Below are 24,894 nucleotides of genomic sequence, written 5' to 3' on the forward strand. Positions count from 1 at the left end.
AATTCAGACCTAAGCTAAACCTACAAGGTTTTGGAAACCTTGCAGGATAAAAAAAGGCTCAAAAGTAAAAACCTTTGAGCCTTTGCACCTTAGAACCTCTGTCCCTTAGTTTTATTTTAAGCTTTTTAATGGATTTTGAAAGGTATTGAAAATCCTAACAATAAAAATAGAATCACCTTTGATTTGATATAGAATTTTAAAATTTCTGACCACAATTCTATGGCATCTATCCTATATCCATCGAGTTGAAATTGCTTAGCAAAAACAATACTATTCGCACTATAAAATAATTCGTCTCTAACTTTTAATGAGGTTTCTTTCGAATATTTACTTTTTAGTTCAAAATAAATATCTTTCAAATCCAATTTTGCATTTTCTGACCAAAAAACTGTTGGTTTATTCATTATCCCAATCTTTCATTTCTTTCGATAAATCTTCACTTGAAATTATTCGATTGTATTTAATATCCTCTAAACCTTCTTCAACTTTATTATGGTAATCAGTCAATGTTACAGGATTTCCTTTCGCGTCATACGAAACCACTTCATTTAAATAATTATCAAATACAGAAGAAACAATTCGCAGAACTCTTTCATCAGCCAAATCCAATTGATTTTTTATTTTCTCTTTTAATTCTGGAAGTCCCATAATTTTTAATTTTATAGAAACCAAAGTTACAAAAATTTAAATTCCAATAATAAAATTCCAAATTCCAAACACTTCAGTAATTGGAATATAAAATATTGAAAAGTAAAAAAGGCTCAAAAGTAAAAACCTTTGAGCCTTTGCATCTTAGAACCTCTGTCCCTTAGTTTATGCTATTCAACATCTCAGCAATCTCGTCTAATTTTGGAGTCAAGATGATTTCGATTCTACGGTTTTTAGCTTTTCCTTCTGGAGTTGTATTACTCGCCAAAGGAGAAAATTCGCTTCTTCCGGCTGCTGTTAATTTTTGTTTGTCAATTTTTGAGTTTTCACTTAAAATTGCAACGATTGCCGTTGCTCTTTTCGTTGACAGATCCCAGTTGTTTGCAATTGGTCCTGAACCCGCGTATGGATCATCATCTGTATGACCCTCGATTAAAACAGAAAGATCAGGATTGTCTCCTAAAACTTTTCCTAATTCAACAACCGCTCTTCTTCCTTCCGCACCAACTGCCCAGCTTCCTGAGTTGAAAAGCAATTTGTTTTCCATAGAAACATATACTTTTCCGTTTTTATGCTCTACTGTTAAACCTTTGCCTTCAAAACCAGTTAATGCTTTAGATAAAGTTTCTTTCAGTTTGCGCATTGCTTCTTCTTTAGCCGCAATCATATCTTCTAATTCTTTCAAACGATTTGCTGTTTTATCTAAACGCGCTTTTTCGTCTGAAAGAGCTTTAGCTTTTGCTTCTAATTGTGCTAGCAAGTCACGGTTTTTAGCCATGTTTTTCTCTAATGCATCGTTGCTGTTTTTCTCCAACGCATTATACGAATCTTGTAAAACCTTGTATTTATTTTGAGCCGCAGCTAAATCTGCTTTTTGTTTTGCCAAATCATCATTAGCACTTGCTAAATCTTTAGTCAGTTTATCACGATCTAATTCTAATTGATTCTTTGCTTTCTTCAAATTATCATTTTCATCGGCAATAGAACGATTCTCTTTCTTCAAATCTGAATATTTTGTTTCTAAATCATTGTAGATTTTCTTAGAAACACACGACGTTGTGGACAAAGCTAATGCTAGTAATCCGATAGAGGCTTTTTTAATCATCTTCTTTAATTGATTTTATTTTAGGCTTTTAATAAATCTAAACTTTTAATTCCACATTTTAAATTACAAATTCCAAAAGCAAGAATCTGAATTCATCTTGAAATCTAAACTGCATTTTACTTTACAAGAACAATACCAAAGATTATTCTATCTCCACTAAAACTGGACAATGATCTGAATGCATAGCGTCTGGCAGTATAACAGCTCTTTTTAATCTTTCTTCTAAAGCATCGCTTACCAAATTATAATCGATACGCCAGCCTTTGTTATTTCCCCTTGCTCCAGCACGGTAACTCCACCAAGAATAATGATGCGGTTCTTTATTAAAATGGCGGAAACTATCAATAAATCCAGATTTCATAAAAGCATCTAGCCAAGCACGTTCTGCTGGAAGAAACCCTGAAACCGTTTTGTTACGAACCGGATCGTGAATATCAATTGCTTCGTGACAAATGTTATAATCGCCACAGATAATAAGATTTGGAATGGTAATTTTCAATTCATTGATATAATTTTGAAAGTCATCCATGAACATAAATTTATGATCTAATCTTTCAATGTTTGTTCCAGACGGAAGATACAAACTCATTACAGAAACATCGTCAAAATCTGCGCGAAGATTTCTACCTTCAAAATCCATGTGATGAATTCCTGTTCCGTAAACAATATTATTTGGCTTTGTTTTAGAAAGAATTGCTACTCCGCTATACCCTTTTTTAGTCGCAGGATAGTAATATTGAAACGGATAACCCGCAGCCGTAATATCATCTACTGGGATTTGATCCTGCGTAGCTTTTATTTCCTGAAGGCATATTACATCAGGATTTGCTTGCTGTAGCCACTCGATAAACCCTTTGTTTATTGCCGCTCTAATTCCGTTTACATTATAAGAAATAATTTTCATCAGTGATTTTTTTAGGATTTCAAATGTAATAAAAAAGTGCAAAGTTTGTCTTGGAAACAATGAAAAGTAGACTTTTTTGTTATCTTTGTTCGCTGTTCTAATAAATTAAAAGTAGTACATGGGTTTAGTTACCGCGAAAGAAGTTGCAAAGGCAATAAATGTTGAAAAGTACGGAGTTTTCGGTACCTTTTCTGGCTGGATTCTTATGAAGGTTCTTAAGATATCAACCCTTAATAAAATTTACGATCATAATAAACACCTAGAAGATGTAGCGTTTTTGAACGGAATTTTGGATGAGATGGAAATCAAATTCGAAATCCCAGAAGAAGATTTAAAGCGTTTGCCAAAAGATGGCGCGTACATTACGATTTCTAATCATCCACTTGGAGGAATTGACGGAATTTTGCTTTTGAAATTAATGCTTGAAAGAGAGCCAAATTTCAAAATCATTGCGAATTTCTTGTTACACAGAATTGTTCCGATGAAAAAATACATTATGCCGGTTAATCCTTTTGAAAATCATAAGGATGCAAAATCGAGCGTAATCGGTATTAAAGAAACATTGCGCCATTTAAGCGATGGGAAACCTTTAGGGATTTTCCCTGCAGGTGAAGTTTCGACTTATAAAGATGGGAAACTAGTAGTTGACAAACCTTGGGAAGAAGGCGCATTGAAATTAATCAGAAAGGCAAAAGTTCCTGTAGTTCCAATATATTTTCATGCTAAAAACAGTAAATTATTCTACTGGCTTTCTAAAATTGATGATACTTTGCGTACTGCAAAATTACCTTCTGAGCTTTTGACGCAGAAAGACCGCGTAATCAAAGTTCGTATTGGAAAACCAATTTCTGTAAGTGAGCAAAACGAAATTGAATCTTTTGAAGAATATTCAGAATTCTTAAGAAAGAAAACGTATATGTTGGCAAATCCGTTTGAGAAGGACACAAAACTTATCGATACGGCTAGCTTAAAAATCACAAAAGCACCTAAGCAAATTGTTACTGCTGCAAATGAAGCAAAAATGATAGCTGAAGTTGCAACTTTGAGAAATAGCGATTGTCGCCTTTTACAAAGTAAAAACTACGAAGTGTTTTTTGCCAAAGCAAAAGAAGTTCCGAATATATTGCATGAAATTGGCCGTCTTCGCGAAATCACTTTCCGTGAAGTTGGAGAAGGAACAAATGAATCTATTGATTTAGATAAATTTGATCAATATTATCATCATATGTTTTTGTGGGATGATGAAACCAAACGAATTGCCGGCGCATACCGCATGGGATTGGGTTCTGAAATTTATCCGAAGTATGGAATTGAAGGTTTTTACCTGAATGATCTTTTCAGATTCGAACCAGAATTACACGATATGATGCATAAATCAATCGAAATGGGGCGTGCATTTATCGTAAAAGAATACCAGCAAAAACCAATGCCTTTGTTTTTATTATGGAAAGGTATTATTCATACAACACTTCGCCATCCTGAGCACAAATATTTATTAGGTGGCGTAAGTATCAGTAATCAATTCTCTGATTTCTCTAAATCTTTGATGATTGAGTTCATGAAATCGAATTACTACGATCCTTACATTGCGCAATATATTCACCCGAAAAAAGCGTATAAAGTAAAACTGAAAGACGCTGACAAAGATTTCATTTTCGACGAAGCTGAATCTGATTTGAATAAGTTTGATAAAATCATTGACGAATTAGAACCAGGAAACTTACGTTTGCCAGTTTTAATTAAAAAATACATCAAACAAAATGCAAGAGTTGTTGCTTTCAATGTCGATCCATTATTCAACAACGCTATTGACGGTTTAATGTACATTAGAATTGCAGATATTCCAGAAAGCACTATGAAACCTGTTATTGAAGAATTTCAGATTGAATTAGAAAAAAAATTATCTGAGAAAGAAGATTAATTGTCTTTTTGATATAAATAGAAAACCCATAAGTTGTGAACTTATGGGTTTTCTATTTATACTTTTCTTTAAACGACTTCTTCTCGTTCCAAATTGAATATTTCTAGGCCAATGTTGTTCAGTTTATCTAATACGAATTGTGCTCCAGATTCTTTCATCATCTGTAATTCTGCACTTGAAACAGGTACAATCCATAAAAAATTGGTTTTTGAATTTCCAAAAGCAGGCACGTTCATCTGAGGAAAGATTTTTAATTTATTAGTTAGAACCGCATATTTAAATCTTCCACTAACAGCTGTTTGAAATTCTATAGTATGTCCTTCTGCAAGAAAAGTGACATAATCCCAAGGTATTGCTGTAGTCCCACTTACAAAACTTGCAACACTATTGATTTGTTCATTTGTTAATCCAGACTTTAAAATAATTCCGAGTTCAATTCTATTTACTTCATTAGGATTTTCAAAATACATTTCAATTTTTGGCTGTGATCTTAATGATACTGCAACGGTTGCAAAAACAATATTTTCCTGACCATCATATACATAAAGTCCTTTTGGAGGCCACTCTGAATTATCAATAGCATAATACTTTTCACTTTTCCCAAATACTTCATCATAACAACCTAAGATTTTCGGTTGCAGTAACTGAAATGGATTTTCATCCTCATCCCATGCTTTCATATAAGAAACTGCGCTTTTAACACGCTTCTGCATTTCATTATCTAGCGATAGTTCCCAGGCAAAAGACCCTTCTCCCTTACAATCACGAGCATATCCATAGAAGCCACCATCGCCTCCCCAACTAGGAATTACACACAAAATTTGTCCGTTTTCCAGCAGTGCTGCTCCATCTCCTTCTTCCAGCCAAACAATTTCTAGATTGCTCTCATTAAGTGCTTCTTGACCTTCAGGAAATTTACAAAATTCCTTAGGCAACATAGGAGAAACACCTTTTTCCATCAATTTCACTTCTATTTCTTCTGGTGCCACAGTTAAATTTCTTACCCAACAGCTTTTTACACCAAAATCTTCATTGTAGCAAAACAAATAAAAATAAGCCACTCTATCATCTTGTTCCACAATTGCAGTTATCGGACAACTTGGACTTCTTAATTCAAGAATTACCTTAGATTTTTCACTCTTCTTATTGTTTCTGCTAAACAAACCCATATTTTTTATTATTATTTTTTAAACATCGAAATTTAGAATGAAGTAACGATTTTAATTTTAAAAACAGTATTTCATTTCAAACAAAATGAAGTTTCTTGTTTCAATATTATATCAAACTAAAAATCCCATTCATTTCTTGAATGGGATTGCTTATTACAATTTTGATTTAAAAAACTAGTTAAGATCCTTACCAATCTCACTAATATCTTCTAATTGGTTTTTAGGGTCAGCACCATATTGATTTCGCCCTTTTTCACCTTCGATAGTACATAAGTAAATATTATAAAGAGGAATTAAAACATACCACCATTCTTTATTAATATCATGCATTCTTCTTACTGCAACTGCAATTGAAGGCACTAATACCGCCAAACTGTAAATACTTGCAATAATAGTTAAACTTGGCGAAATTAATCCCGTAACAAAACCAAGAACAAAGCTTATGATAATATTCACTAAAGAGAACATCCAAAATTCTTGTCTTCTTGCTCTTCCATTAAAATTTGCGTAGTTCCCTAAAACTACTTTTTTGTACATTTCTAACATAATAAATTCATTTAAATTCCCTACTCTTAAGGATTTTCAGTTACTCCATTTCTTATTTTCAACAGAGTGCAAATTTATTCTCAACAAACGCCAACAGCAAGACCAACAGGTTTTTATTATATCAGAATAAGACATTTCAGAAAAACGCATTTAGACAAAAAAAATCCCGTTCATTTCTGAACGGGATTTAAGCAATATATTTCGTTTTCTATTAAAACCAGCCTTTTTTACCTACTTGGTAAGTTTGGTAAAATTCTTCATCTGATTTTGTCAAGTAGATAATTCCTTCAATAAATCCGATTATACCTCCAATTCCGCAAGTAACAACGCTAATTACGATTTGGATAATTCCTTCTTGAGTATAACCTAAGACAAACTTATGAATTCCTAAAGATCCGAAAAGGATACCCATAAGTCCTGCTAATATTTTTTTATTTTCTTGCTTTGGCTGAGACGGGGTATTCCAGCTTTCTGGTTTTGTAGTTTCCATTTTTATATATTTAGTTAATTATTAATTCCTATTTCATCAATTTCTTCTTGAACAGTACTTTTTGGATCTGCGCCGTAATAATTTTCTCCATGTTCGCCTTCCGTTATAAGTAAAACCAGCATCCAAATAGGTCCTGCCAACGGAATTAAAGAAACTAAAACTGTCCAGCCACTTTTTCCAATATCGTGCATTCTTCTAACTGTAACAGCCAAAGATGGGATTAAAGAAGCAAAAGCATAAAGAAAAAATAATCCTGCTGCAATTGAAATGCCTATTGTTGGACCTAAAACTACAGATAGCATCAACGCTATGAACCCAATTGCAAAAAAGAGAACTGTTGTAGCAAGGCGAAAATACCAATATTCACTTCTCCTAGCTCTCCCATTAAAGTTCGCATAGTTTTGGAACATGGCAGTTTTGTACCATTCAATCATAATTTAAGATAATTTGTTTGAGCCTACTCTAAGGATTTTCAGCTTTCTCCGAACCTTACAAAAAATCTATTTAGATTCATTCTTTTAAAATTCGGAAACAATATTATTAAAAAATACGAAATAAAACTAATCTTACCAAATAAAATTTACAAGAAAAAACTCGTTATTAAAACCTAAAGGCTGTAGGCTAGATTTTACCGTAAACCGCTTTAATTTTATCTACAATTACCTGAGCCAAACGCTCATGACTTTCAAAAGTCCAACCTGCAATGTGAGGAGTCAGTAAGACATTTTTTGCATTCATAAGATATTGTAGCGCTTCAGGTGTACTGTTATCCTGAAAAAGTGTTTCAAACGAAAGTTTTTCATATTCCAAAACGTCCAAACCTGCCCCTAATATCTTTTTCGCTTTCATAGCTTCAACTAAATCAGCCGTCACGATGTTTTTACCGCGTGAAGTATTGATGATCCAAAAAGGCTTTTTAAAGGCATTTATAAAGCCGCTGTCAACCATTTTATCTGTTTCTGGTGTCCAAGGAAGATGAAGACTCAAAACGTCCGCTTTTTCGCGTAATTCGTTTAAAGAAACTTGCTTGGCATTTTCGTCTCCAACATTATCTAAAATATCATAGCATAAAACTTCTGTATCAAAACCTCTCAATTTTTTAGCGAAAGCTTTACCCATGTTTCCGTAGCCGATAATTCCGACTGTTTTTAAATCTAATTCGTGACCGCGATTGCTTTCTCGATTCCAATGCCCCGCTTTAACTTCGGCGTCGGCCTGATTTAAATTATTGAATAAAGATAAAATTACGCCAAGCGAATGTTCTGCAACAGCGTTGCGATTTCCCTCTGGAGCAGCAATAAGATGAATTCCTTTCGCGGAAGCATACTCACAATCAATACTTTCCAGACCTGCACCGACTCTTGCAATAAATTGCAACTTTGTTGCAGCATCTAAAAATGTCTTGTCAATCTTGAAACGGCTACGAATTACGATTCCGTTATAGTCTTGAATTTTTGCTTCTATTTCTTCTTTTGAAGATTTGAAATCGGCGTGATTTTCGAAACCAGCTTCCTCCAATTGATTCCAAAGAATTGGATTATTGCTGTCGATATGAAGAATTTTTACACTCATTTTTTACTGATTTTTATAAATACAAAAATACAGGAATTCTTTAAGATTTTGTTTCAAGCTTCGTGTTTTAATCTCAGAGAGACCCGAAGCACCAAAGAAATAATTCAAGACCGAAAAAATATAACGCCTTATGCCTTTGTGCAAACTCCTTTTTTATTGCTTATATTTTTTTAACTTTGAAAGAATAAGAATTTTCAAAATTCTATCTACACTATTCAGAAAAATTTCCAAAATGAAACTAACCAAGACTTTTACAGCCTTTTTTGAAAACGAAAAATCAGGAGGAATTATCTTGCTCTTTGTCACGCTTTTATCCTTATTCCTTGCTAACTCTTCTTTTCAAATTCCTTATGTTGCTTTTTGGGAAAAAGAAATTGCAGGACATTCTATTACACATTGGATCAATGACGGTTTAATGACAATATTCTTTCTTTTGATTGGTTTAGAATTGGAAAGGGAAATTTATCACGGCGAATTATCCAACATAAAAAATGCGTCGTTGCCAATAATGGCCGCTTTTGGCGGAATGCTGGTTCCGGCTGCAATATTCCTGGTTTTGAATTACGGAACAACGACGCAAAACGGTGCCGGAATTCCGATGGCTACTGATATTGCTTTTGCAATCGGAATTTTATCGCTTCTTGGCAGCAGAGTTCCTGCTTCATTAAAAGTCTTTTTAACCGCTTTGGCCGTTATTGACGATTTAGGTGCAATTATCGTTATTGCCATTTTTTACACTACATCAATCTCTTTTCTAAATCTCGGAATAGCGCTTGGAATCTGGTGTCTTCTATTTGTTTTAAATCGAATGAAAATTCACAATCTAATTCCGTATCTCATTGGCGGAGTTATAATGTGGTATTTCATGCTCAATTCTGGAGTTCATGCAACTATTACTGGAGTTATTTTGGCATTTGTTATTCCGTTTGGAGATGGCGGTGAAAAAACGTCTTCTTATAGATTGCAGCATTTTTTACATAAGCCAGTTGCTCTTTTTATCCTTCCGCTTTTTGCGGTTGCGAATACCGCTTTAACAATTTCTAACAATTGGCATGAAGGACTTAATCATGTTAATACTTACGGAATTGTTCTAGGTCTTGTGGTCGGAAAACCTCTCGGAATTTTACTTTTCTCATCCGTCGGTGTAACTTCGGGTTTATGCATTTTGCCAAAAAATTTAAAATGGGCACATATTCTAGGCGCAGGAATGTTAGGCGGAATTGGTTTTACGATGTCCATTTTCATTACCGTTTTAGCATTCAACAACCCTGAAATAATTGTTTTTTCTAAAATAGCAATTCTTATTGCTTCTTTCTTAGCGGGACTTTTTGGATTTGTTTATTTGAAATATACGCTTAGTAAAAATAAAATTCCAATTTCTTAAATTTCAAATTCCAATTATCGCGTTCAAAAAATGAAGAAAAAGAATTGGAGTTAATAATCGAATATTGCTCTAGAGAACGTTATTATTAATTTCTAAAACAAAAAATTCCAAACTCAAACGTAAATTGGAATTTGGAATTTGGAATTTTTAATATTGGAATTTCTTTAGATCTAACCTTTGATCTGTTTCAAAGAAGTTTTGATTCCTTTAATTAATGACGAACTGAAACCATTGTGCTCCATTTCATTCAAACCGACAATTGTACAGCCTTGAGGCGTTGTTACACGATCGATTAATTGTTCTGGGTGCACACGTTCTTCTAAAAGCATTTTTGCAGCTCCTTTTACCGTTTGCGCAGCAATGGCTAAAGCAGTATTAGAATCAAATCCAATTTCGATTCCTGCTTGCATGGATGCACGAATATAACGCAATGCGTACGCAGTTCCACATGCTCCTAAAACTGTTGCCGCATCCATCAATTTTTCGTCAATTACAGGAGCAGTTCCTAAATCTTGGAATAAATCGACAATTGGCGAAGCGTTTGCTGCATATTTTTCTGGGAAAGAAATACAAGTCGCCGATTCTCCAAATTGCGCCGCGATATTTGGCATAATGCGCACAACTGGATATTCGTAGTTTGTTTTAGTTTGAAGCACATCCAAAGACAATCCGCTTACTGCAGACGCAATGGTTTTGTTTTTTATAACTGGCAGAATTTCAGCCAAAACAGTATCTACCTGATACGGTTTTATAGTTAAAATTACAACATCAGCTTCCTCGATGTTGTATTTATTATCGTTAGAAACCGTAATTCCATATTCTGATAAATATTGAATACTCGCAATGTTTCTTCTTGTGACAGTAACTTGGTTGTTTTTCGAGAATTTGGCAATTCCCAAGGCAATAGAAACCCCAAGGTTTCCTCCTCCAATAATGTGTACTTTCATTTTGGTTGGATTTAATTTATTTCTGATTGATAAATAGCTTTTTACGCTTGCAAATTACGCAGATTTTAGAGATCTTAAATCACTGTAATAAACTAATTTGTGGCAAAAATCTAGAATCCTAAAATCAAGTTGGCAACTCCAAAGTAGAGCATAATTCCAAATACATCGTTGGTTGTAGTAATAAAGGGACCTGTAGCAATTGCAGGGTCAATTTTATTCTTATTAAGGAAAAGCGGTACCAAAGTTCCTAAAGTTGCTGCAAAAAGAATAACAACAATCATAGAAATAGAAATCGCAAATCCTACCAAATACTGCTGATACATTACAGAATGATATGCCAATAAAAGCAATGATATTATACTTCCCGATATCATAGAAACGGTAATTTCTTTAGTAAAATAACCACGGCTGAATTCTTTTAAAGTTCCGTTTGCCAAGCCTTGAACCACAATTGCCGATGCCTGAACTCCAATATTTCCTGCAGTTGCAGAAAGTAAAGGCACAAAAATGATTAAAGTAGAATATTTTTGAAATGTTGCTTCGTTTCCTTTCAAAACAAAAGAAGCCACAATTTCAATCACCATTCCGATTAAAAGCCAAGGCAGACGCGCTTTTGTTAATTCGTAAACGCTGTCATTTGACTCAACGTCTTGTGTAATACCCGCTGCTAATTGATAATCTTTGTCTGCTTCTTCCTTGATTACGTCTACGATATCATCAATTGTAATTCTTCCAACCAAACGACCTAATTCGTCAACAACAGGAATTGCCTCCAAGTCATACTTCTGCATGATACGAGCTACCTCAACATCTTCAGTATCGACATTTACAAAATTTAATTTTCTGATATAGACTTCTCCAATTTGAGTTTTTGTCGAAGAAGTCAATAAATCTTTTAGGGACAATCTTCCTTTTAATCGATTTTCATCATCAACTACATAAATAGAATGCACTCTAGAAACATTTTCTGCCTGAATTCTCATTTCTTTAACGCAGGTCAAAACGTTCCAGTTTTCATTCACTTTTACAAGCTCCTTTCCCATCAAACCACCGGCTGTATTTTCGTCGTAGCGCAAAAGATCAACAATGTCTTTAGCGTGTTCAACGTCGACTAATTCCGAGATTACTTCTGCTTTTATTTCTTGCGAAAGTTCGGCAATAATATCGGCAGCATCATTGGTTTCAAGCTCATCAAGCTCTTCCGCGATTTCCTTTGGTGAAAGTCGGCTTAAGATATTTTCACGCAGATCTTCTTCCAATTCAAGAAGAATTTCGGCTGTTTTATCACTATCTAAAACCTTAAAGATGTAAGTCGCTTCGTCAAAATCTAATTCATCTAAGATTTCGGCAATATCGGCATGGTGCAAATCATTAAGTAAAACTTCAAGTTCATTGTCGTTTTTGTTAATGATGTGCTCTTCTAACTGATGTATAAAGTCTTTATCAATTTTGAACTCCATCGGCTTCTATTTTTTGAGTTAGTTCAATAAATTCATCGACGCTTAATTGCTCTGGACGTTTATCAAAGATAGTGTCTTCTCTCAATTTGTCTGATAAATTTAATGTTTTCAAACTGTTACGTAATGTTTTTCGTCGCTGCTGAAAAGCCGTTTTTACAACAGTAAAAAATAGCTTTTCACCACAAGGAAGACTATAATCTTCCTTTCGGGTCATTTTCATCACACCCGATTTAACCTTGGGCGGAGGAATAAAAACATTTTCGTCTACAGTAAACAAATACTCAGTATTATAGAAAGCCTGAGCTAAAACGGATAGAATTCCGTAAGCCTTAGAGCCTTTTTTCTCGCAGATTCGCTCTGCAACCTCCTTTTGAAACATTCCAGAAAATTCCGGAATCTGATCTCTAAATTCTAATGTTCTAAAAACAATTTGAGTAGAAATGTTATAAGGAAAGTTACCAATAATAGCGAACTGCTTATTTTCGTAAACTTGATTTATATTGTATTTCAGGAAGTCTTCTGAAATAATTTTGTCTTTTAATTTTGGATAATTAGCATCCAAATACGCAACAGATTCCGTATCAATCTCAATTACTCGAGTGATAATTGGCTTGTCAAGTAAATATTTAGTAAGCACACCCATCCCCGGTCCTATTTCTAAAACCTCTTCATATCCTTTTAGACTCAAAGTATCTGCAATAGCTTTTGCAATGCTTTCGTCTTTAAGAAAGTGCTGTCCTAAATGTTTTTTGGCTTTTACTTTTTCCATATTCGTTATTTGCTTTCTGCTTTTATTAATTTACTGATGTAATTTTTAATGAGCAGATCCCATGATTGTATTCATAAACATATATTGAAAATGAACAACATCAAATTGAATTCTTTCTAAACCTGTCAGTAGCCCAATATTGGCTTTGTAACCGAATTTATAGTTTAAAAAATCTACACTTTTATTTTCCTTATTTTTGAAGGTTTTATTCGTATTAAATGCTTTTTCATTGTTTTCTTTCAAAGAAGCATAAGGGCCTGGCGACGTAATTACTTTATTTTGTTTGTAAAAATTGTCTATCTTATTTTTTAAAACAGCATATTTTTGTTTTACAAATGCATCATAAAGCGCTGTATCGTTTGTTATAAAACAATCTTCTTCAGAGATTTCTGCTTTAATTTCATCAATGTAATCATTAATTTCATTTCCTGCAGAATAAACTTTTGTTGCAAAACCTGTCATTTCTCCAAATGATTTTGGTGACTCTTCGTTTTTTATTTTAAAACTTCGTATTTAGAAAAGGCAATATTTTTTAAGATTTCTTTCGAAGTACTTTCAATTTCCCTAAACTCATTAAGTTGTAAAACAATAGATTTTGTCGTTTCTTCTTCATTCAATACCTCGTTTTTACTTTGACAACAAACATTTAGACTTAGCAATAATAATAGAACAAGCTTCATTTGTAGGTTTTTCATAAACAAGATAAGTGAACAATCACAATTTTCAGTTAGAATTTAATTTTTTTGCAAATATACTTTTTTTAGGTATTAAGCAGACAGCCCTATTGTGTTTTAATCTACAATTATTATATCCTGTAAAAATTATTCTTTGCTACAGATTCAATTCTTTCCTAATAAAAAATACAACTAAAAAATTAATGCTCTGAAATAACTTCCAATTCTGTTCTGAAAGAAAGCATTTTATCTGCAAATAAACCTAAAGCTTCTCTGTGGAATTCTGGTTCGTCTTCGATATAAAATTTATCTAGAGTTTCTTTGCTATCGGTTACGTATTGTACTGAATATGTAATTCCGCCCATTTCTTCTTCAACCAAAACTTTTACAATCCTTGCCGAAGAAAATTTCTGAGTTGCTAGAATTTCTGGTATGTGTTTTTCCTGCATCCATTTTAGCCATTGGTCGTGAACGCTTTCGTGTATGTTTGTGGTAACGTTGTAAATAATCATTTTTTCTAAGGTTCTGAGTTGCTAAGATTCTAAGGTTCTGAGTTTTTTTTCTGAAACTTAAAAATCAATTCTCATGTTTTTAATTCTTCTTTTTTTCCGAAGCTTCGGGATGGAATTTGCTTTTGAAATTTTACAAATTCTTATCCCCTCTCAATTCGCGGTATTTTTTTCTGGCATCGACAAAGTAAATACTGTCTTGATGGTTAAAAATTACCTTTTCGTACAAAGGTTTGGCCTTTTCTGGATCTTTTAATTCGTCGTTATAAATTTCAGCTGAGAAAAACAGTGCTTCGTCAACATAAATTCCGTCACTATGATTGTCAATAATCTGCTGATATTGGCTTAAAGCCGAAGCAAAATCTTTTTGGCTTTCGTAAACTTTACCTAAACGGAGCAAAGTCACCGCTTCAATTTCTTGTCCTTTATAGGTTTTTAGAATATTCTGAAACTGTGTTATCGCTTCTTGTTTTTTATTCTGATAAATTAAAAAATCTCCTTTTGCAAATTGCTTCAAAGCCACTTGAGTCGAATCTGCTGCGGTGTTATCATTAATTAAAAGAAAATATTCTAAAGCGTCGTTGGCAATCAATTGCGTATTTGCCGCTTTTAATTCTTTAAACTGTTTATTTGCCCATTCAAAATCACCTTTGTAATAACTTGTTTTGGCCGCTTTCAAACTTGCTTCGTGCGCCATGACATCATTCTTTAAATCCAATTGAATTTGCGAATAATAAATCAACGCTTGATTGTACTTTTCTTCCAAAAGCAAAATATCAGCCAATTCCATTTTAGCGTCGGCTTTTTGATATTCGTTTAAATTCAATTCTAAAGCCTTTTTGACCACTCCCTTTCCTTCTTCTGTTTTCTTTAAATTAAAAGCCAGAAAATGAGCTTGAATAATTTGCAAAGATAAGGTAAAAGGATTGATTTCGTAAGTTGCCAACAATTGCTGCAATTCCTGATTGATAACTGGATAATCTTTTTCCTGTGCTTTATCAATTTTAATCTGCATTAAACTCGCATTACTATGAATCAGCAAATCACGGTCTTTAGTATTTTGAAGAATGAAATTCAGAATTTCTTCTGCCGTATCGGTATCTCCTTCATTCATGGCAAACTGACTCAGATTTACGATACTCATCAACGATTCTGGTTCGCGTTTGTAAATGGCCTTTTCCTGAATAAATGCTTTTCCGAATTCTTTCTGCTGTACATAAAACCAGCTCAAATAATGATTCCAAAAAACATCTTGATCTTTTTGAGTTTTTAAGATTAATGCTTTTCGCATCGCATCTTTAAAAGTCGTATTATCCGTTTCGCCATTCATGAATCGAGACAATTGCGTCTGAATCAAATTGGTGTTTTGCGGATTTGTAAATGATTCTGTCAATAATAAATCGATCATCAAATCGGTTTTTCCTAACTGACCGTACAACATTCCGATTTGGAAATTGAAATTGAAGTTCGGCTGAATCTGCATTGCGGTCTGATACGCTTTTAAAGCATATTCTAGCAATACTTTTTTCTCAAACGAAGTTGCAATTCCGTACACATCATTCGGACTTGTTTTTATTTTTTCAATTGCTTGTTCGTAGTAATTTTTAGCCTTTGAATCGTTTTTCTGCAATTGAAAGTTATATCCCAATTCAACTAAAAAAACACCTTGCTTGTAACGATTAAAACGATCTTGAATTGCTTTTTCGGCATTTGCAAATTGCTGCAACTGCTGATAACAATCGACTGTTCTTAAAAAATATTGGGTATTGGATGGCGCTGCTCGTAAAAGCTCTTCGTAACTGATTTTAGCTTTATCGAAATCACCTTTGTCGTAGTAATATTGAGCTAATTGCTCGTTTTGGCCAAACGCAAAACCAGAACATAACAAAACGATACAAATCAATATGTTTCTCATATTTTTTTAGTTTTCAGTCGCAGTCGCAGTTCTCAGTCAAACTGTTACTTTTTAGTTTTTAGTCGCAGTCTCGGTTTTCAGTCTAAGTTTTACTGTAAACTGGGACTTTTTTTCAGTTACTGTAAACTGTGCCTTTTTTAGTTTTCCAAAGAATCAAACCTAAGCCAATTAAGATAAACGGAATACTTAAAATCTGTCCCATATTAATCAGCATACTATTCTCGAAAGCTTCTTGATTTTCTTTGAAAAATTCAATTATAAAACGAGCTGTAAATAATAAAGTTAAGAAAGTTCCAAAGATTAATCCCTGCGCATTTCTAATTTTTTCTGATTTGTACATATAAAACAGAATTCCAAAAATCAATACATAAGCAAAAGCTTCATACAATTGAGTTGGATGTCTCGGAATCAAATCGTCTCTTTGAAAAACTACTCCCCAATTTCCGTTAGTTGGTTTTCCATAAATTTCAGAATTCATAAAATTCCCCATTCTGATAAAAGCGCCCGTTACAGGAACTGCAACAGCCATTTTATCTAAAAGCCCTAAAAATTGAACTTTGTATTTTCGACAATATAAAATCATTGCCATAATAACTCCAATTGAACCTCCATGACTTGCCAAACCTTGATAGCCCACAAACTGATAAACTCCTTTTATTTTTTGAATTGGTAAAAGAATTTCTATCGGATGTTTAAAAAAATAGTCTGGTTCGTAAAAGAAGCAATGTCCAAGTCGAGCGCCTAAAACGGTTCCGACGATGACATAAATAAGTAGAGAATCGAGATTGTCTAAGGAAAGATTTTCTTTTTTATAAATGTTTCTTACGATATAAAACCCGAGAAGAAGTCCGCAGGCAAAAAGAGCTCCGTAATATTTAAGAGGAAAACTATCTGTAATCCAGAATATAACGGGATCAACGTTCCAGTTTAAGATACCGTTTTTCATGTAGTATGAGTTTTTAGTCTCAGTTTTCAGTTTTCAGTCTCAGTTAGCAGCCGAAACTGTAAACTGAGACTGTGACTGTAAACTTAAAACTAGTTTATAATATCAAATCCGCAGTAAGGACGTAAAACCTCTGGGATTACGATTCCTTCTGGAGTTTGGTAATTTTCAATAATTCCAGCTAAAACACGCGGAAGCGCTAATGAACTTCCGTTAAGTGTGTGCGCCAATTGGTTTTTTCCGTCTTTGTCTTTGAAACGTAATTTCAAACGGTTTGCTTGAAAAGTTTCAAAGTTAGAAACAGAACTGATTTCTAACCAACGATCTTGTGCTGTTGAAAACACTTCAAAATCGTAAGTTAAAGCAGATGTGAATCCCATGTCGCCTCCGCAAAGACGTAAAACTCTATAAGGTAATTTCAATTCTTGAAGAATCTCTTTTACATGTTCAACCATTCCGTCAAGCGCAGCATAAGAATTATCTGGATGCTCCACACGAACAATTTCTACTTTATCAAATTGGTGCAAACGGTTTAACCCACGAACGTGTGCTCCGTAAGAACCTGCCTCACGACGGAAACATGGCGTATACGCTGTATGCAAAACAGGAAGATCACTTTCGTTTAAAATAACATCACGGAATAAATTCGTAACTGGAACCTCAGCCGTCGGAATCAAATATAAATCATCAATTGTAGAATGATACATTTGTCCTTCTTTGTCTGGCAATTGTCCTGTTCCAAATCCTGAAGCTTCGTTTACCAAATGAGGAACTTGAACTTCATTATATCCTGCAGCTGTATTTTTGTCTAAAAAGTAATTGATTAAAGCACGCTGTAAACGAGCTCCTTTTCCTTTATAAACAGGAAATCCTGCTCCAGTGATTTTTACACCCAATTCAAAATCGATAATATCATATTTCTTTACCAATTCCCAGTGCGGCTGTGCGCCTTCGTGCAAAACCGGAATATCTCCTTCTTGGAAAACATTCAAATTATCATCTGGAGTTTTTCCTTCAGGAACAATATCTGCCGGAAGGTTTGGCAAAGTGTATAATTTATTGGTTAACTCAACAGCCAAAGCTTCTGCTTTTTCGCCCAGTTCTTTACTTTTTTCTTTTAGTGAAACTGTTTTTTCTTTTAAGATTGCCGCTTTAGCTTTCTCACCAGCTTTCATCAATTCACCAATATCTTTGGACAATTTATTAGATTCTGATAAAGTATTGTCTAATTCCACTTGTGCAGCACGACGATTTTCGTCTAATTGAACCACTTCTTCAACAACGCTTTTAGCATCGATATTTCGTTTTGCTAAAGCCTTGATTACTTTCTCTTGATTTTCTCTAATAAATGCAATTTGTAACATAGCTTGTTTTTTATAACTATTGTATTTTTTATAATGGAAGCAAATTTAAGGAAATGTTTGTTAACAATAGGTCAAAGTTTTGCAGTAAAACCGAAATCTCCTATAAACAGCAAAAGCACTCGTAAAGTGCTCTTGCTATTATTTGAATTTTACAATGTTTTATTCCAAAAAACGATGCCTATCGTCTCGATGAAAAGCATATTCACTACCGTTATACTTAAGTTTTTCTACTTCTTTTTTAATTTTCAAATTGCCGTTTTCTGCGATTCCGTTTTCTGAATGATCTTCAATGGCCTCTTCATAAGAAAAATTTTTGCTTATTATCAAATCAAAATAGCCGTTTGTTTTGTGATCCGAAAAACTCATTCCGGTTTCTAAAGTTTCTATTTCGAAAGTGCCGCTTCCGTTAGAATCTCCATTAGTCAATTTAATAGGATATTCGTATAAAACCTTTTTTATTTCGTTGTCAGCTAAAGTAACCAGCGTAAATTTTTGTTCAGAATACAATACAATTCGGCTGCTGGCATTGGCTTCGGTATAAAAAGCAATCGCTGGTGTTTTTTCGTTAAGATACACCAAGTCCTTTAAAATATGAGATTTTGAAAACTGAATGGCTTCATTATCATAATAACCCAAATTTTCATCGAACTCTTCGGCTATTATACTGCCATCTTCCCGATTTACAAATAAATATTTACGCTGAAAAAAATCGCCTAATTCTTCTTCATCCTCCAATCGAAGCGCTTTTTTCTTATGTTCAACTATAGTCAAAACAAAAAAAGCAGTTTTATCGTCGTAGTTTATAGAACTTGTTTCCTTAATTCGAATATTAGAATATTTAATTTGCAGATTAGATGCAACTTTCGAAAGCAATTCCAGATTTAATTCTTGTGAATCTTCAATTTCATCCAGATTTTTAAAAATGAGCTTTTTTATTGGCTTCTTATTAAGACCAAGATGCGCTTCTGTTTCAGAAAGCAGTTCCTGATACTGAACTTCAGCATCGTTTTGAGGCTTTTCTTTTTTCCCGCAGGAAAACAAAAACATCAAAACGGTGCTTAAAAGAATCGTTTTTTTCATGGATTTAGATTTGTTAGATTTTTTGGGCATTCCAAATATATAGTTTTCTTACAAACCACAGGCAAAAAATAAAAACTTAACCTCTCTTAATTTCGTGTCCAACAAACTCTTCCAGTGTTTTAAACATTTCTTCAACCGAAAGCACTTCTGTATCAGGATGTGATTTTAAGAATGCGGCATTCAATTCTGCCAGATTTTCATCCAATTCAAAATAAGCATTATTATTTAGCAAATCTTTAAAAGCGTTTGGAGCATCATATTTCTCTTTTAGAAATTTTCCCAATTTGATATTACTCTGCAATCGCAGTTTGCGGCATTGTTCTTTAAACAATTCCAAATGTTTCTCTGCACCGATTAAAGCTAGACCTTCTTCGATTAATTCATTTAATTCTTTATTCCATCCTGAATCGTGAACAAACTTCGAAAAATTTCCTTCAGTATATTTTGAAGCATAAAAATCTAAATAGTAACTCATTAAAGAATCTTCGTGAATCAGGTCGTCGTCTATTTTTTCTTCACGCATTAAATTGATTACCGAAATATTTGAATTTACAACGTCTTGAGGGTTTTCGCTATTTGCCGCAGCTTCTGAAATGATGATTTTACCGAATTCCATTTGAATTTGTGTTTAAAGGATTGTGCTGCAAAGTTGGGAGAAATAATAATACAAATCACATTTTTCTGCACGTTCCTTACTTAACGGACTTTAATTTAATTATTACAAAATAGAAAAATCGTATTTTAGCCAGATCTGAAACTCTTCCTCAAGCTAAAAATGGAAAACACGGAACAAGCTCATTTTGAAAAAACATTTTCTTATCTCAAAGAAGTTGGAAAAATATTGCCCAATTCCAAAAGTTGTTTTGATCTTTTAAAAAAGCTGAACTTTCAAACAACAGATTTAGAATCAGACATTTTAATTGAAACCGTACATAAAATACAATTTGCTTCAAACACAAATTCCTATTTTTATTTCTATTTTCCTTTAGTCAGTCATATTTTGCATTACAAACCTCAGTTGGAAAAAGAAGTTTTAAAGTATTTAATAGGTCCGAACTTTGCAAACGGCACATCGGAAGTCAGAGAAATGATCGACCTGATTATGGGAGCGATGAAATACAAACTAAACGAGAATCAATACTACTTGAGCAAAGAAAGTCAAGACTGGATTACCAACGAATTACCAAAATTAGAAAAAGAAATACAACGCGAAATAGCGGTTTGTTGGAAAGAACTTGACGAATAAATTGTGGTCACAAACTGCATAAATCTTTTTTATCATATTTATCCTCAGTATTCACAATCTTTAATCAAAATTAACGTTATCTTTATCTAATAAAAGATGCTGATAAAACTAAACACCTTTTACGCAACTATTTGGATAAAAATGCATCTGTTTATATAGAGAAAACTTTATGCAAAAGTTTTTGAAACCAAAACCAAAACAATGAAACAGATTATCCTAATATTTAGCATTCTGCTTGCTTTAACAAGTTGCGACAATGAAGATTTGCCAAACTCAGATGTGCAATATTCTTTGATTGCTAAGGGAGATTCTTTTTCAAATGAAGAAAGTCTTGCTGCCAGACATATCATTATTAAGGACCAAAAATCTTGGGAAAAATTAATTGCAGAAATGAATGTTTCTACTAATCTATCTGCAGATTTTAAAGAAATCAATATTGATTTTAGCAAATATCAAGTCATTGCGGTCATAGACAAAACTCAAAACACTGAAGGCCACTCGATAGATGTTGTAGAAATTACCGAAAATCGAAATACCATAATCGTAAAAGTCGAAAAACTTAAAAACGGAAATAGCACTTTAAAACTATCAAGACCTTACGACATTATCAAAACAGATAAAACAGACAAAAAGGTTATTTTTGAGCAATAAATCTTTATGTTGAATTGCCTCCAGCTTTAGCTGGTGGTCAGAATAGAACAATATGAAAAGGGCTTTAGCCAAACATACAAATTTTTGGCTAAAGCCCTTTTCTTTTTAAATCCTTAAAACCACCAGCTAAAGCTGGAGGCAATTTATTTTAACGAAATTTAATCTTTGTAAAAGAAAGGCTAATCTTAAATCCCTTTATTCTCTACAAGTAACCCCTTCAATTCATTAGCTTTCAAATAAGCTGCAAAACGTCCAGAAAGCAATAACATTTCTTTTTCTTCGGGAGTTGTTTTCAGTTTGGTTTCAACATGCGAAGCATATTCGTAAAGCATCAAAAGTTCGCTTGCATCAAAATCTTTAAATTTTTCTTTGTCTAAACCAGAAAGCAGCGGTTCGCCATATTTGTCTTTCTTAAAACTGTCTAAACCAAACTTTGTAACCAATTCTGCTTTAAAATCGTCATGAAGTTTTAGCCAATTTGAGGCTTCATCATCGGTATTTTTCAACTGTGTTACTAAATCATCGTATTTCTGGTCTTTTTTTAAGGTTAATAAATGATCGCGCAAAGTTGTAAAACCAATAACCTGATAATTTGAAGTTGGGATTTTGTATCTGTCCAGCACATTTTCTACATCTCTTTCAAAAGTCATATATCGGGTTTGAACCGTGTATAAAGAAGCCGTTTCCAACAAAGAAAGCAATCCGATTTTTCCATCATTTATAAAAGGCGCTTTCTTTCCTTGTCCTAAACAATCAATAAAAAGCGCTTTTTTATTTTTGTCTTTGACTTTAGCATCATTATGAAGCAATTCAATCAAAGTTTCGTAACCCATATTATCCGAAGCGCCGCCATCAATCACACATAAAATTTTATCTTGATTTTTGATTCCGAATTTGGTTTTAGGAAGAACTCCAGGAAAAGCTGAACTTGCCGTAATCGCATAAGTCAGCGGAAAATCGTAGCCATTATTAATATGATTTTCGTCAAGCGAAAGTGACGCTTTATTTGGAGCCAAAGACGAATTGATTTTTAAAGCCCGAATAATATGCGGCATAAACGGAAAACGTTCTCCGTTGTTATAAGCAGTTCCGTTGGCCACCATAATTGGCAATTGCGGATTCAGTTTGCTGTCTTTCGGAATAAAAAAATCAGATAAAAGCATTTGAGTTTTAAACTTGTTCTGATTTTCCGGATTCGTACTATCGTATTGCAAAACTTCCAAATCAAGACGTTGCGCCATCGAGATTTTTTCCCCTTTTTCATTTCTGCTATTATTTAGAAGAGAAAAAATAGTAGCCGATTTATTAACATCCGATTTGAAGGCATCTGCTTTCGAAAAATAGAATTCATTGAAGCTGCAATTGTCATATTGCAGTCTGTTTTTCAAAATCGTCAAGTAATATCCTGCCGAATAACATCCGCCAGAAACGGTTGAAAAATAATCGATTTCATTCAAAAAATTGCGATTCGAATCGTCTTCTTGAATTTCTTCTAAACCCAAAAGAACACCCATGCTAAAAAACTGCGCTCTTGATCCGCCGCCAGAAATAGCAACTCCCAAAGCAATATTCGGATTTTGAAATCGATTGTCACGATCTTGAACCGATTTGTATTCGTTTAAATTGACTACTGGAATGGAGTTGTAATTGATCTCAGAAAAAAGATTAATCTTATTTTGAGCCACTCCTTCATTCATCAAAATAAAAAAAACGAATCCTATCAAAAGTCTTTTAAACATCATAAACGACACCTGTTTTTGAATGTTTAAAATTAACTGAATTAATTCAAACTAAAATGTTTGCCTATTGATTTTTAACTTTTCTAATTCCATTTTTTGATTCAGAAAGCGAACTTTTAATCAAAAAACAATATTAAAATAACCATGAAAAACAAAACGGGTCTATGAAATACAAGAATAAACCGTAATTTTATTCCATTAAGAGTCGGTTTGGATGCAAAATAGAAAAATATGATGGGAAGAAAAAAATTAGAATATTACGTTTTAGACGTATTCTCAAATGAAAGCTATAAAGGAAATCCGCTTTCTGTTGTTTTTACAGAAGGAAACCTGAAACTAGAAACCTATCAGGATATTTCTAAAGAGTTTGGCTATTCTGAAACCTCTTTTGTCTATTATTCTGCAAGAGAAAAAGCACTTGTAGTTCGCTCGTTTACTCCAATCGGAATCGAAATCGATGGTGCAGGCCATAATTTATTAGGCGCAGTCTGCGGCGCTCTCCTAAAGGGAATTCAAATTTTTGATGAACAAAACGAAAGCGAACCTTTTGTGATTATGAATCATTCAGCAATTCCTGTAACGGTAAGTTTTGATCCCGATACTTTATTTCCAGTCGTTAAAATGCATCAAAAATCGGCAGTTATCAAAGAAGAAATACCGACGTATAAAATTGCGGTAGCTTTGGGTTTAAAGATTGAAGATTTGGATGTCAATTCTTTTGTTCCAACAATAGTTAAAACAGAAGTTGCGCATATAATGGTTCCTATAAAAAACAGCCAATTGCTTAATAGCTTTGTTCCAGACAACCAGCTTTTAATCCAAATCTCAAAAGAATACAATTTTGAAGGTTTTTATTGTTTTGCTCCGGCAGATGAAGGTCAAGATCATATAGTCGAAACGAGATTCTTTAACCCTATAATCGGAATAATCGAAGATCCAGCAACCGGAACAGCTGCGGGTCCTCTAATTGGCTTCTTAACGCAAAAGAAATTCACAAAATCCGACAAAGAGTATAAAATCCTTCAGGGCGTAAAATTAAAACAAGCTTCGATAATTGAAGTCATGAATCGAGAAGAAGATATTTTGGTTGGAGGTTCTTCTATCATTACCATGAAAGGCGAACTTTACATATAAAAAAAACCGCATCTGGCAGAATGCGGTTTCAATTATTTAAAACTAGATAACTTCTTAGTTTGTTTTCATTGGCGGTAAATCGAATGCCACAGAATCGTGCTCAAAGTTGTTTCTGTGTGCTCCATCACAAAATGGTTTGTTAGATGAATGTCCGCAACGGCAAAGACCAAGTGCAGATCTTCCTTGTAAACCGTAAAGTGCTCCTTCTGGATCCATAATTTCAAAATCTCCTTCGATTTTGATTGAACCGTTTTTATTGATGATTAATTTAGTCTTGCTCATAACTTTGTTTTTTTTCGGATGCAAAGATTGCGAAATATATTCTCATTTATAAGCGCAAAACGTAGTTTAAACTGGTTCTATTTTATGCTGTTTTGCCACGAAGGCACTAAGACACAAAGTTTTTTACATATAACTGAAATAATCTCGCAAAGTCGCAAAGTTTTGTCAGACTGATTGCGAAGAAGCTAAGAACCATATTTTTTGTTTCGCACAACTTATTAAAAAACTCTTTAATCTGCGGGAAAAAACTTTATTCATTTTGAGAATCAGATTGGCTATCTCTTTTTTGCTGATTCATTTTTGTGATTATAGCTTTCAATTGCAATGCTCTTTCTCTTTTTTCTTCTTGAATTTTAGCTTTTTTCCGATTTAATAATTTGGTGTGTAAAGCCTTATTTTTTGAGTCTTTTTGGGGTCCTTTTGCCATACTTTTAAATCTTAC

General features: G+C 33.5%; 28 protein-coding genes. 5 read left to right on the top strand and 23 right to left on the bottom strand.

The window, feature by feature from the left end; translation table 11 throughout:
* Positions 1–125: 125 nt before the first annotated feature.
* From QLQ96_RS04140 to QLQ96_RS04155, 4 genes are all read right to left on the bottom strand, one after another.
* Positions 126–404 (bottom strand): hypothetical protein, encoded by a 279-nt coding sequence (locus tag QLQ96_RS04140; protein ID WP_482494922.1) that lies wholly within the window; start codon positions 402–404, stop codon positions 126–128.
* On the bottom strand, positions 397–648 hold the full coding sequence (locus QLQ96_RS04145) for a hypothetical protein (protein WP_276171721.1): 252 nt from the start codon (positions 646–648) through the stop codon (positions 397–399). Before QLQ96_RS04145 ends, QLQ96_RS04140 begins: the two co-directional genes overlap by 8 nt.
* Before the next feature lie 160 nt (positions 649–808).
* Positions 809–1,753 carry an OmpA/MotB family protein gene (locus QLQ96_RS04150; protein ID WP_482494923.1) on the bottom strand — a complete coding sequence of 315 codons (945 nt, stop codon included), beginning with the start codon at positions 1,751–1,753 and terminating at the stop codon, positions 809–811.
* A 142-nt stretch (positions 1,754–1,895) separates the two neighbouring features.
* Entirely contained in the window at positions 1,896–2,657 is a 762-nt protein-coding gene (locus QLQ96_RS04155; protein WP_482494924.1) for an exodeoxyribonuclease III, read from the bottom strand.
* Positions 2,658–2,775: 118 nt separating this feature from the next.
* On the opposite strand from QLQ96_RS04155, the gene QLQ96_RS04160 reads away from it, so the two are divergent.
* Entirely contained in the window at positions 2,776–4,578 is a 1,803-nt protein-coding gene (locus QLQ96_RS04160) for a GNAT family N-acyltransferase (RefSeq protein ID WP_482494926.1), read from the top strand.
* A gap of 68 nt (positions 4,579–4,646) precedes the next feature.
* Here QLQ96_RS04160 and QLQ96_RS04165 read toward each other — a convergent pair whose 3' ends face one another.
* The 5 genes from QLQ96_RS04165 to QLQ96_RS04185 all read right to left on the bottom strand — a co-directional run bounded on the left by QLQ96_RS04165 (position 4,647) and on the right by QLQ96_RS04185 (position 8,355).
* The gene (locus tag QLQ96_RS04165) at positions 4,647–5,747 is read right to left on the bottom strand and encodes a suppressor of fused domain protein (protein ID WP_482494928.1); all 1,101 of its coding nucleotides are present in this window, start codon (positions 5,745–5,747) and stop codon (positions 4,647–4,649) included.
* Between the two features lie 174 nt (positions 5,748–5,921).
* On the bottom strand, positions 5,922–6,293 hold the full coding sequence (locus tag QLQ96_RS04170) for a DUF805 domain-containing protein (protein WP_482494929.1): 372 nt from the start codon (positions 6,291–6,293) through the stop codon (positions 5,922–5,924).
* A gap of 211 nt (positions 6,294–6,504) precedes the next feature.
* A complete protein-coding gene (locus QLQ96_RS04175) occupies positions 6,505–6,783 on the bottom strand; it encodes a TM2 domain-containing protein (protein WP_482494931.1) in 279 nt (92 codons plus the stop codon).
* 14 nt (positions 6,784–6,797) lie between these two features.
* Positions 6,798–7,217, bottom strand: a complete 420-nt coding sequence (locus QLQ96_RS04180) for a DUF805 domain-containing protein (RefSeq protein WP_482494933.1) — start codon at positions 7,215–7,217, stop codon at positions 6,798–6,800.
* Positions 7,218–7,404: 187 nt separating this feature from the next.
* Positions 7,405–8,355 (bottom strand): 2-hydroxyacid dehydrogenase, encoded by a 951-nt coding sequence (locus QLQ96_RS04185; RefSeq protein WP_482494934.1) that lies wholly within the window; start codon positions 8,353–8,355, stop codon positions 7,405–7,407.
* 232 nt (positions 8,356–8,587) lie between these two features.
* On the opposite strand from QLQ96_RS04185, the gene nhaA reads away from it, so the two are divergent.
* Complete coding sequence (gene nhaA, locus QLQ96_RS04190; RefSeq protein WP_482494936.1) at positions 8,588–9,739, top strand: Na+/H+ antiporter NhaA; 1,152 nt, start codon at positions 8,588–8,590, stop codon at positions 9,737–9,739.
* 170 nt (positions 9,740–9,909) lie between these two features.
* Here the strand turns inward: nhaA and proC are convergent, their stop codons facing one another.
* The 11 genes from proC to QLQ96_RS04245 form a co-directional block, all read right to left on the bottom strand.
* Positions 9,910–10,686, bottom strand: coding sequence for a pyrroline-5-carboxylate reductase (gene proC / locus QLQ96_RS04195; protein WP_482494937.1), 777 nt, complete (start codon positions 10,684–10,686; stop codon positions 9,910–9,912).
* A gap of 110 nt (positions 10,687–10,796) precedes the next feature.
* The gene (gene mgtE / locus QLQ96_RS04200; RefSeq protein WP_482494939.1) at positions 10,797–12,146 is read right to left on the bottom strand and encodes a magnesium transporter; all 1,350 of its coding nucleotides are present in this window, start codon (positions 12,144–12,146) and stop codon (positions 10,797–10,799) included.
* Positions 12,130–12,915 carry a 16S rRNA (adenine(1518)-N(6)/adenine(1519)-N(6))-dimethyltransferase RsmA gene (rsmA, locus tag QLQ96_RS04205; RefSeq protein WP_482494941.1) on the bottom strand — a complete coding sequence of 262 codons (786 nt, stop codon included), beginning with the start codon at positions 12,913–12,915 and terminating at the stop codon, positions 12,130–12,132. Before rsmA ends, mgtE begins: the two co-directional genes overlap by 17 nt.
* A gap of 45 nt (positions 12,916–12,960) precedes the next feature.
* Positions 12,961–13,377, bottom strand: a complete 417-nt coding sequence (locus QLQ96_RS04210) for a hypothetical protein (RefSeq protein WP_482494943.1) — start codon at positions 13,375–13,377, stop codon at positions 12,961–12,963.
* 32 nt (positions 13,378–13,409) lie between these two features.
* Complete coding sequence (locus QLQ96_RS04215; protein WP_482494944.1) at positions 13,410–13,595, bottom strand: hypothetical protein; 186 nt, start codon at positions 13,593–13,595, stop codon at positions 13,410–13,412.
* 194 nt (positions 13,596–13,789) lie between these two features.
* Positions 13,790–14,101, bottom strand: a complete 312-nt coding sequence (locus QLQ96_RS04220; RefSeq protein WP_095952990.1) for a DUF4286 family protein — start codon at positions 14,099–14,101, stop codon at positions 13,790–13,792.
* Between the two features lie 130 nt (positions 14,102–14,231).
* Positions 14,232–16,013: a tetratricopeptide repeat protein gene (locus QLQ96_RS04225; protein WP_482494945.1), complete on the bottom strand. Its 1,782-nt coding sequence runs from the start codon at positions 16,011–16,013 to the stop codon at positions 14,232–14,234.
* A 112-nt stretch (positions 16,014–16,125) separates the two neighbouring features.
* Entirely contained in the window at positions 16,126–16,959 is an 834-nt protein-coding gene (lgt, locus tag QLQ96_RS04230; protein ID WP_482494947.1) for a prolipoprotein diacylglyceryl transferase, read from the bottom strand.
* Positions 16,960–17,048: 89 nt separating this feature from the next.
* Positions 17,049–18,320, bottom strand: coding sequence for a serine--tRNA ligase (gene serS / locus QLQ96_RS04235; protein ID WP_482494949.1), 1,272 nt, complete (start codon positions 18,318–18,320; stop codon positions 17,049–17,051).
* A 159-nt stretch (positions 18,321–18,479) separates the two neighbouring features.
* The gene (locus QLQ96_RS04240; RefSeq protein WP_482494950.1) at positions 18,480–19,400 is read right to left on the bottom strand and encodes a hypothetical protein; all 921 of its coding nucleotides are present in this window, start codon (positions 19,398–19,400) and stop codon (positions 18,480–18,482) included.
* Positions 19,401–19,476: 76 nt separating this feature from the next.
* Complete coding sequence (locus tag QLQ96_RS04245; protein ID WP_482494951.1) at positions 19,477–20,016, bottom strand: DMP19 family protein; 540 nt, start codon at positions 20,014–20,016, stop codon at positions 19,477–19,479.
* A gap of 159 nt (positions 20,017–20,175) precedes the next feature.
* Between QLQ96_RS04245 and QLQ96_RS04250 the strand changes: the two genes are divergently transcribed.
* Together QLQ96_RS04250 and QLQ96_RS04255 are read left to right on the top strand one after the other, a co-directional pair.
* Positions 20,176–20,646, top strand: a complete 471-nt coding sequence (locus QLQ96_RS04250; protein ID WP_482494953.1) for a hypothetical protein — start codon at positions 20,176–20,178, stop codon at positions 20,644–20,646.
* 201 nt (positions 20,647–20,847) lie between these two features.
* Positions 20,848–21,297: a protease complex subunit PrcB family protein gene (locus QLQ96_RS04255; RefSeq protein ID WP_482494955.1), complete on the top strand. Its 450-nt coding sequence runs from the start codon at positions 20,848–20,850 to the stop codon at positions 21,295–21,297.
* 185 nt (positions 21,298–21,482) lie between these two features.
* Here QLQ96_RS04255 and QLQ96_RS04260 read toward each other — a convergent pair whose 3' ends face one another.
* The gene (locus QLQ96_RS04260; protein WP_482494957.1) at positions 21,483–23,039 is read right to left on the bottom strand and encodes a patatin-like phospholipase family protein; all 1,557 of its coding nucleotides are present in this window, start codon (positions 23,037–23,039) and stop codon (positions 21,483–21,485) included.
* Between the two features lie 228 nt (positions 23,040–23,267).
* Between QLQ96_RS04260 and QLQ96_RS04265 the strand changes: the two genes are divergently transcribed.
* Entirely contained in the window at positions 23,268–24,170 is a 903-nt protein-coding gene (locus tag QLQ96_RS04265; protein ID WP_482494958.1) for a PhzF family phenazine biosynthesis protein, read from the top strand.
* Between the two features lie 54 nt (positions 24,171–24,224).
* Here the strand turns inward: QLQ96_RS04265 and QLQ96_RS04270 are convergent, their stop codons facing one another.
* Positions 24,225–24,452 carry a CDGSH iron-sulfur domain-containing protein gene (locus QLQ96_RS04270; RefSeq protein WP_194140648.1) on the bottom strand — a complete coding sequence of 76 codons (228 nt, stop codon included), beginning with the start codon at positions 24,450–24,452 and terminating at the stop codon, positions 24,225–24,227.
* A gap of 250 nt (positions 24,453–24,702) precedes the next feature.
* Positions 24,703–24,879 (bottom strand): hypothetical protein, encoded by a 177-nt coding sequence (locus QLQ96_RS04275; protein WP_482494960.1) that lies wholly within the window; start codon positions 24,877–24,879, stop codon positions 24,703–24,705.
* Between the last annotated feature and the right edge of the window lie 15 nt (positions 24,880–24,894).

It is taken from the genome of Flavobacterium sp. B167r (genome assembly GCF_056824315.1).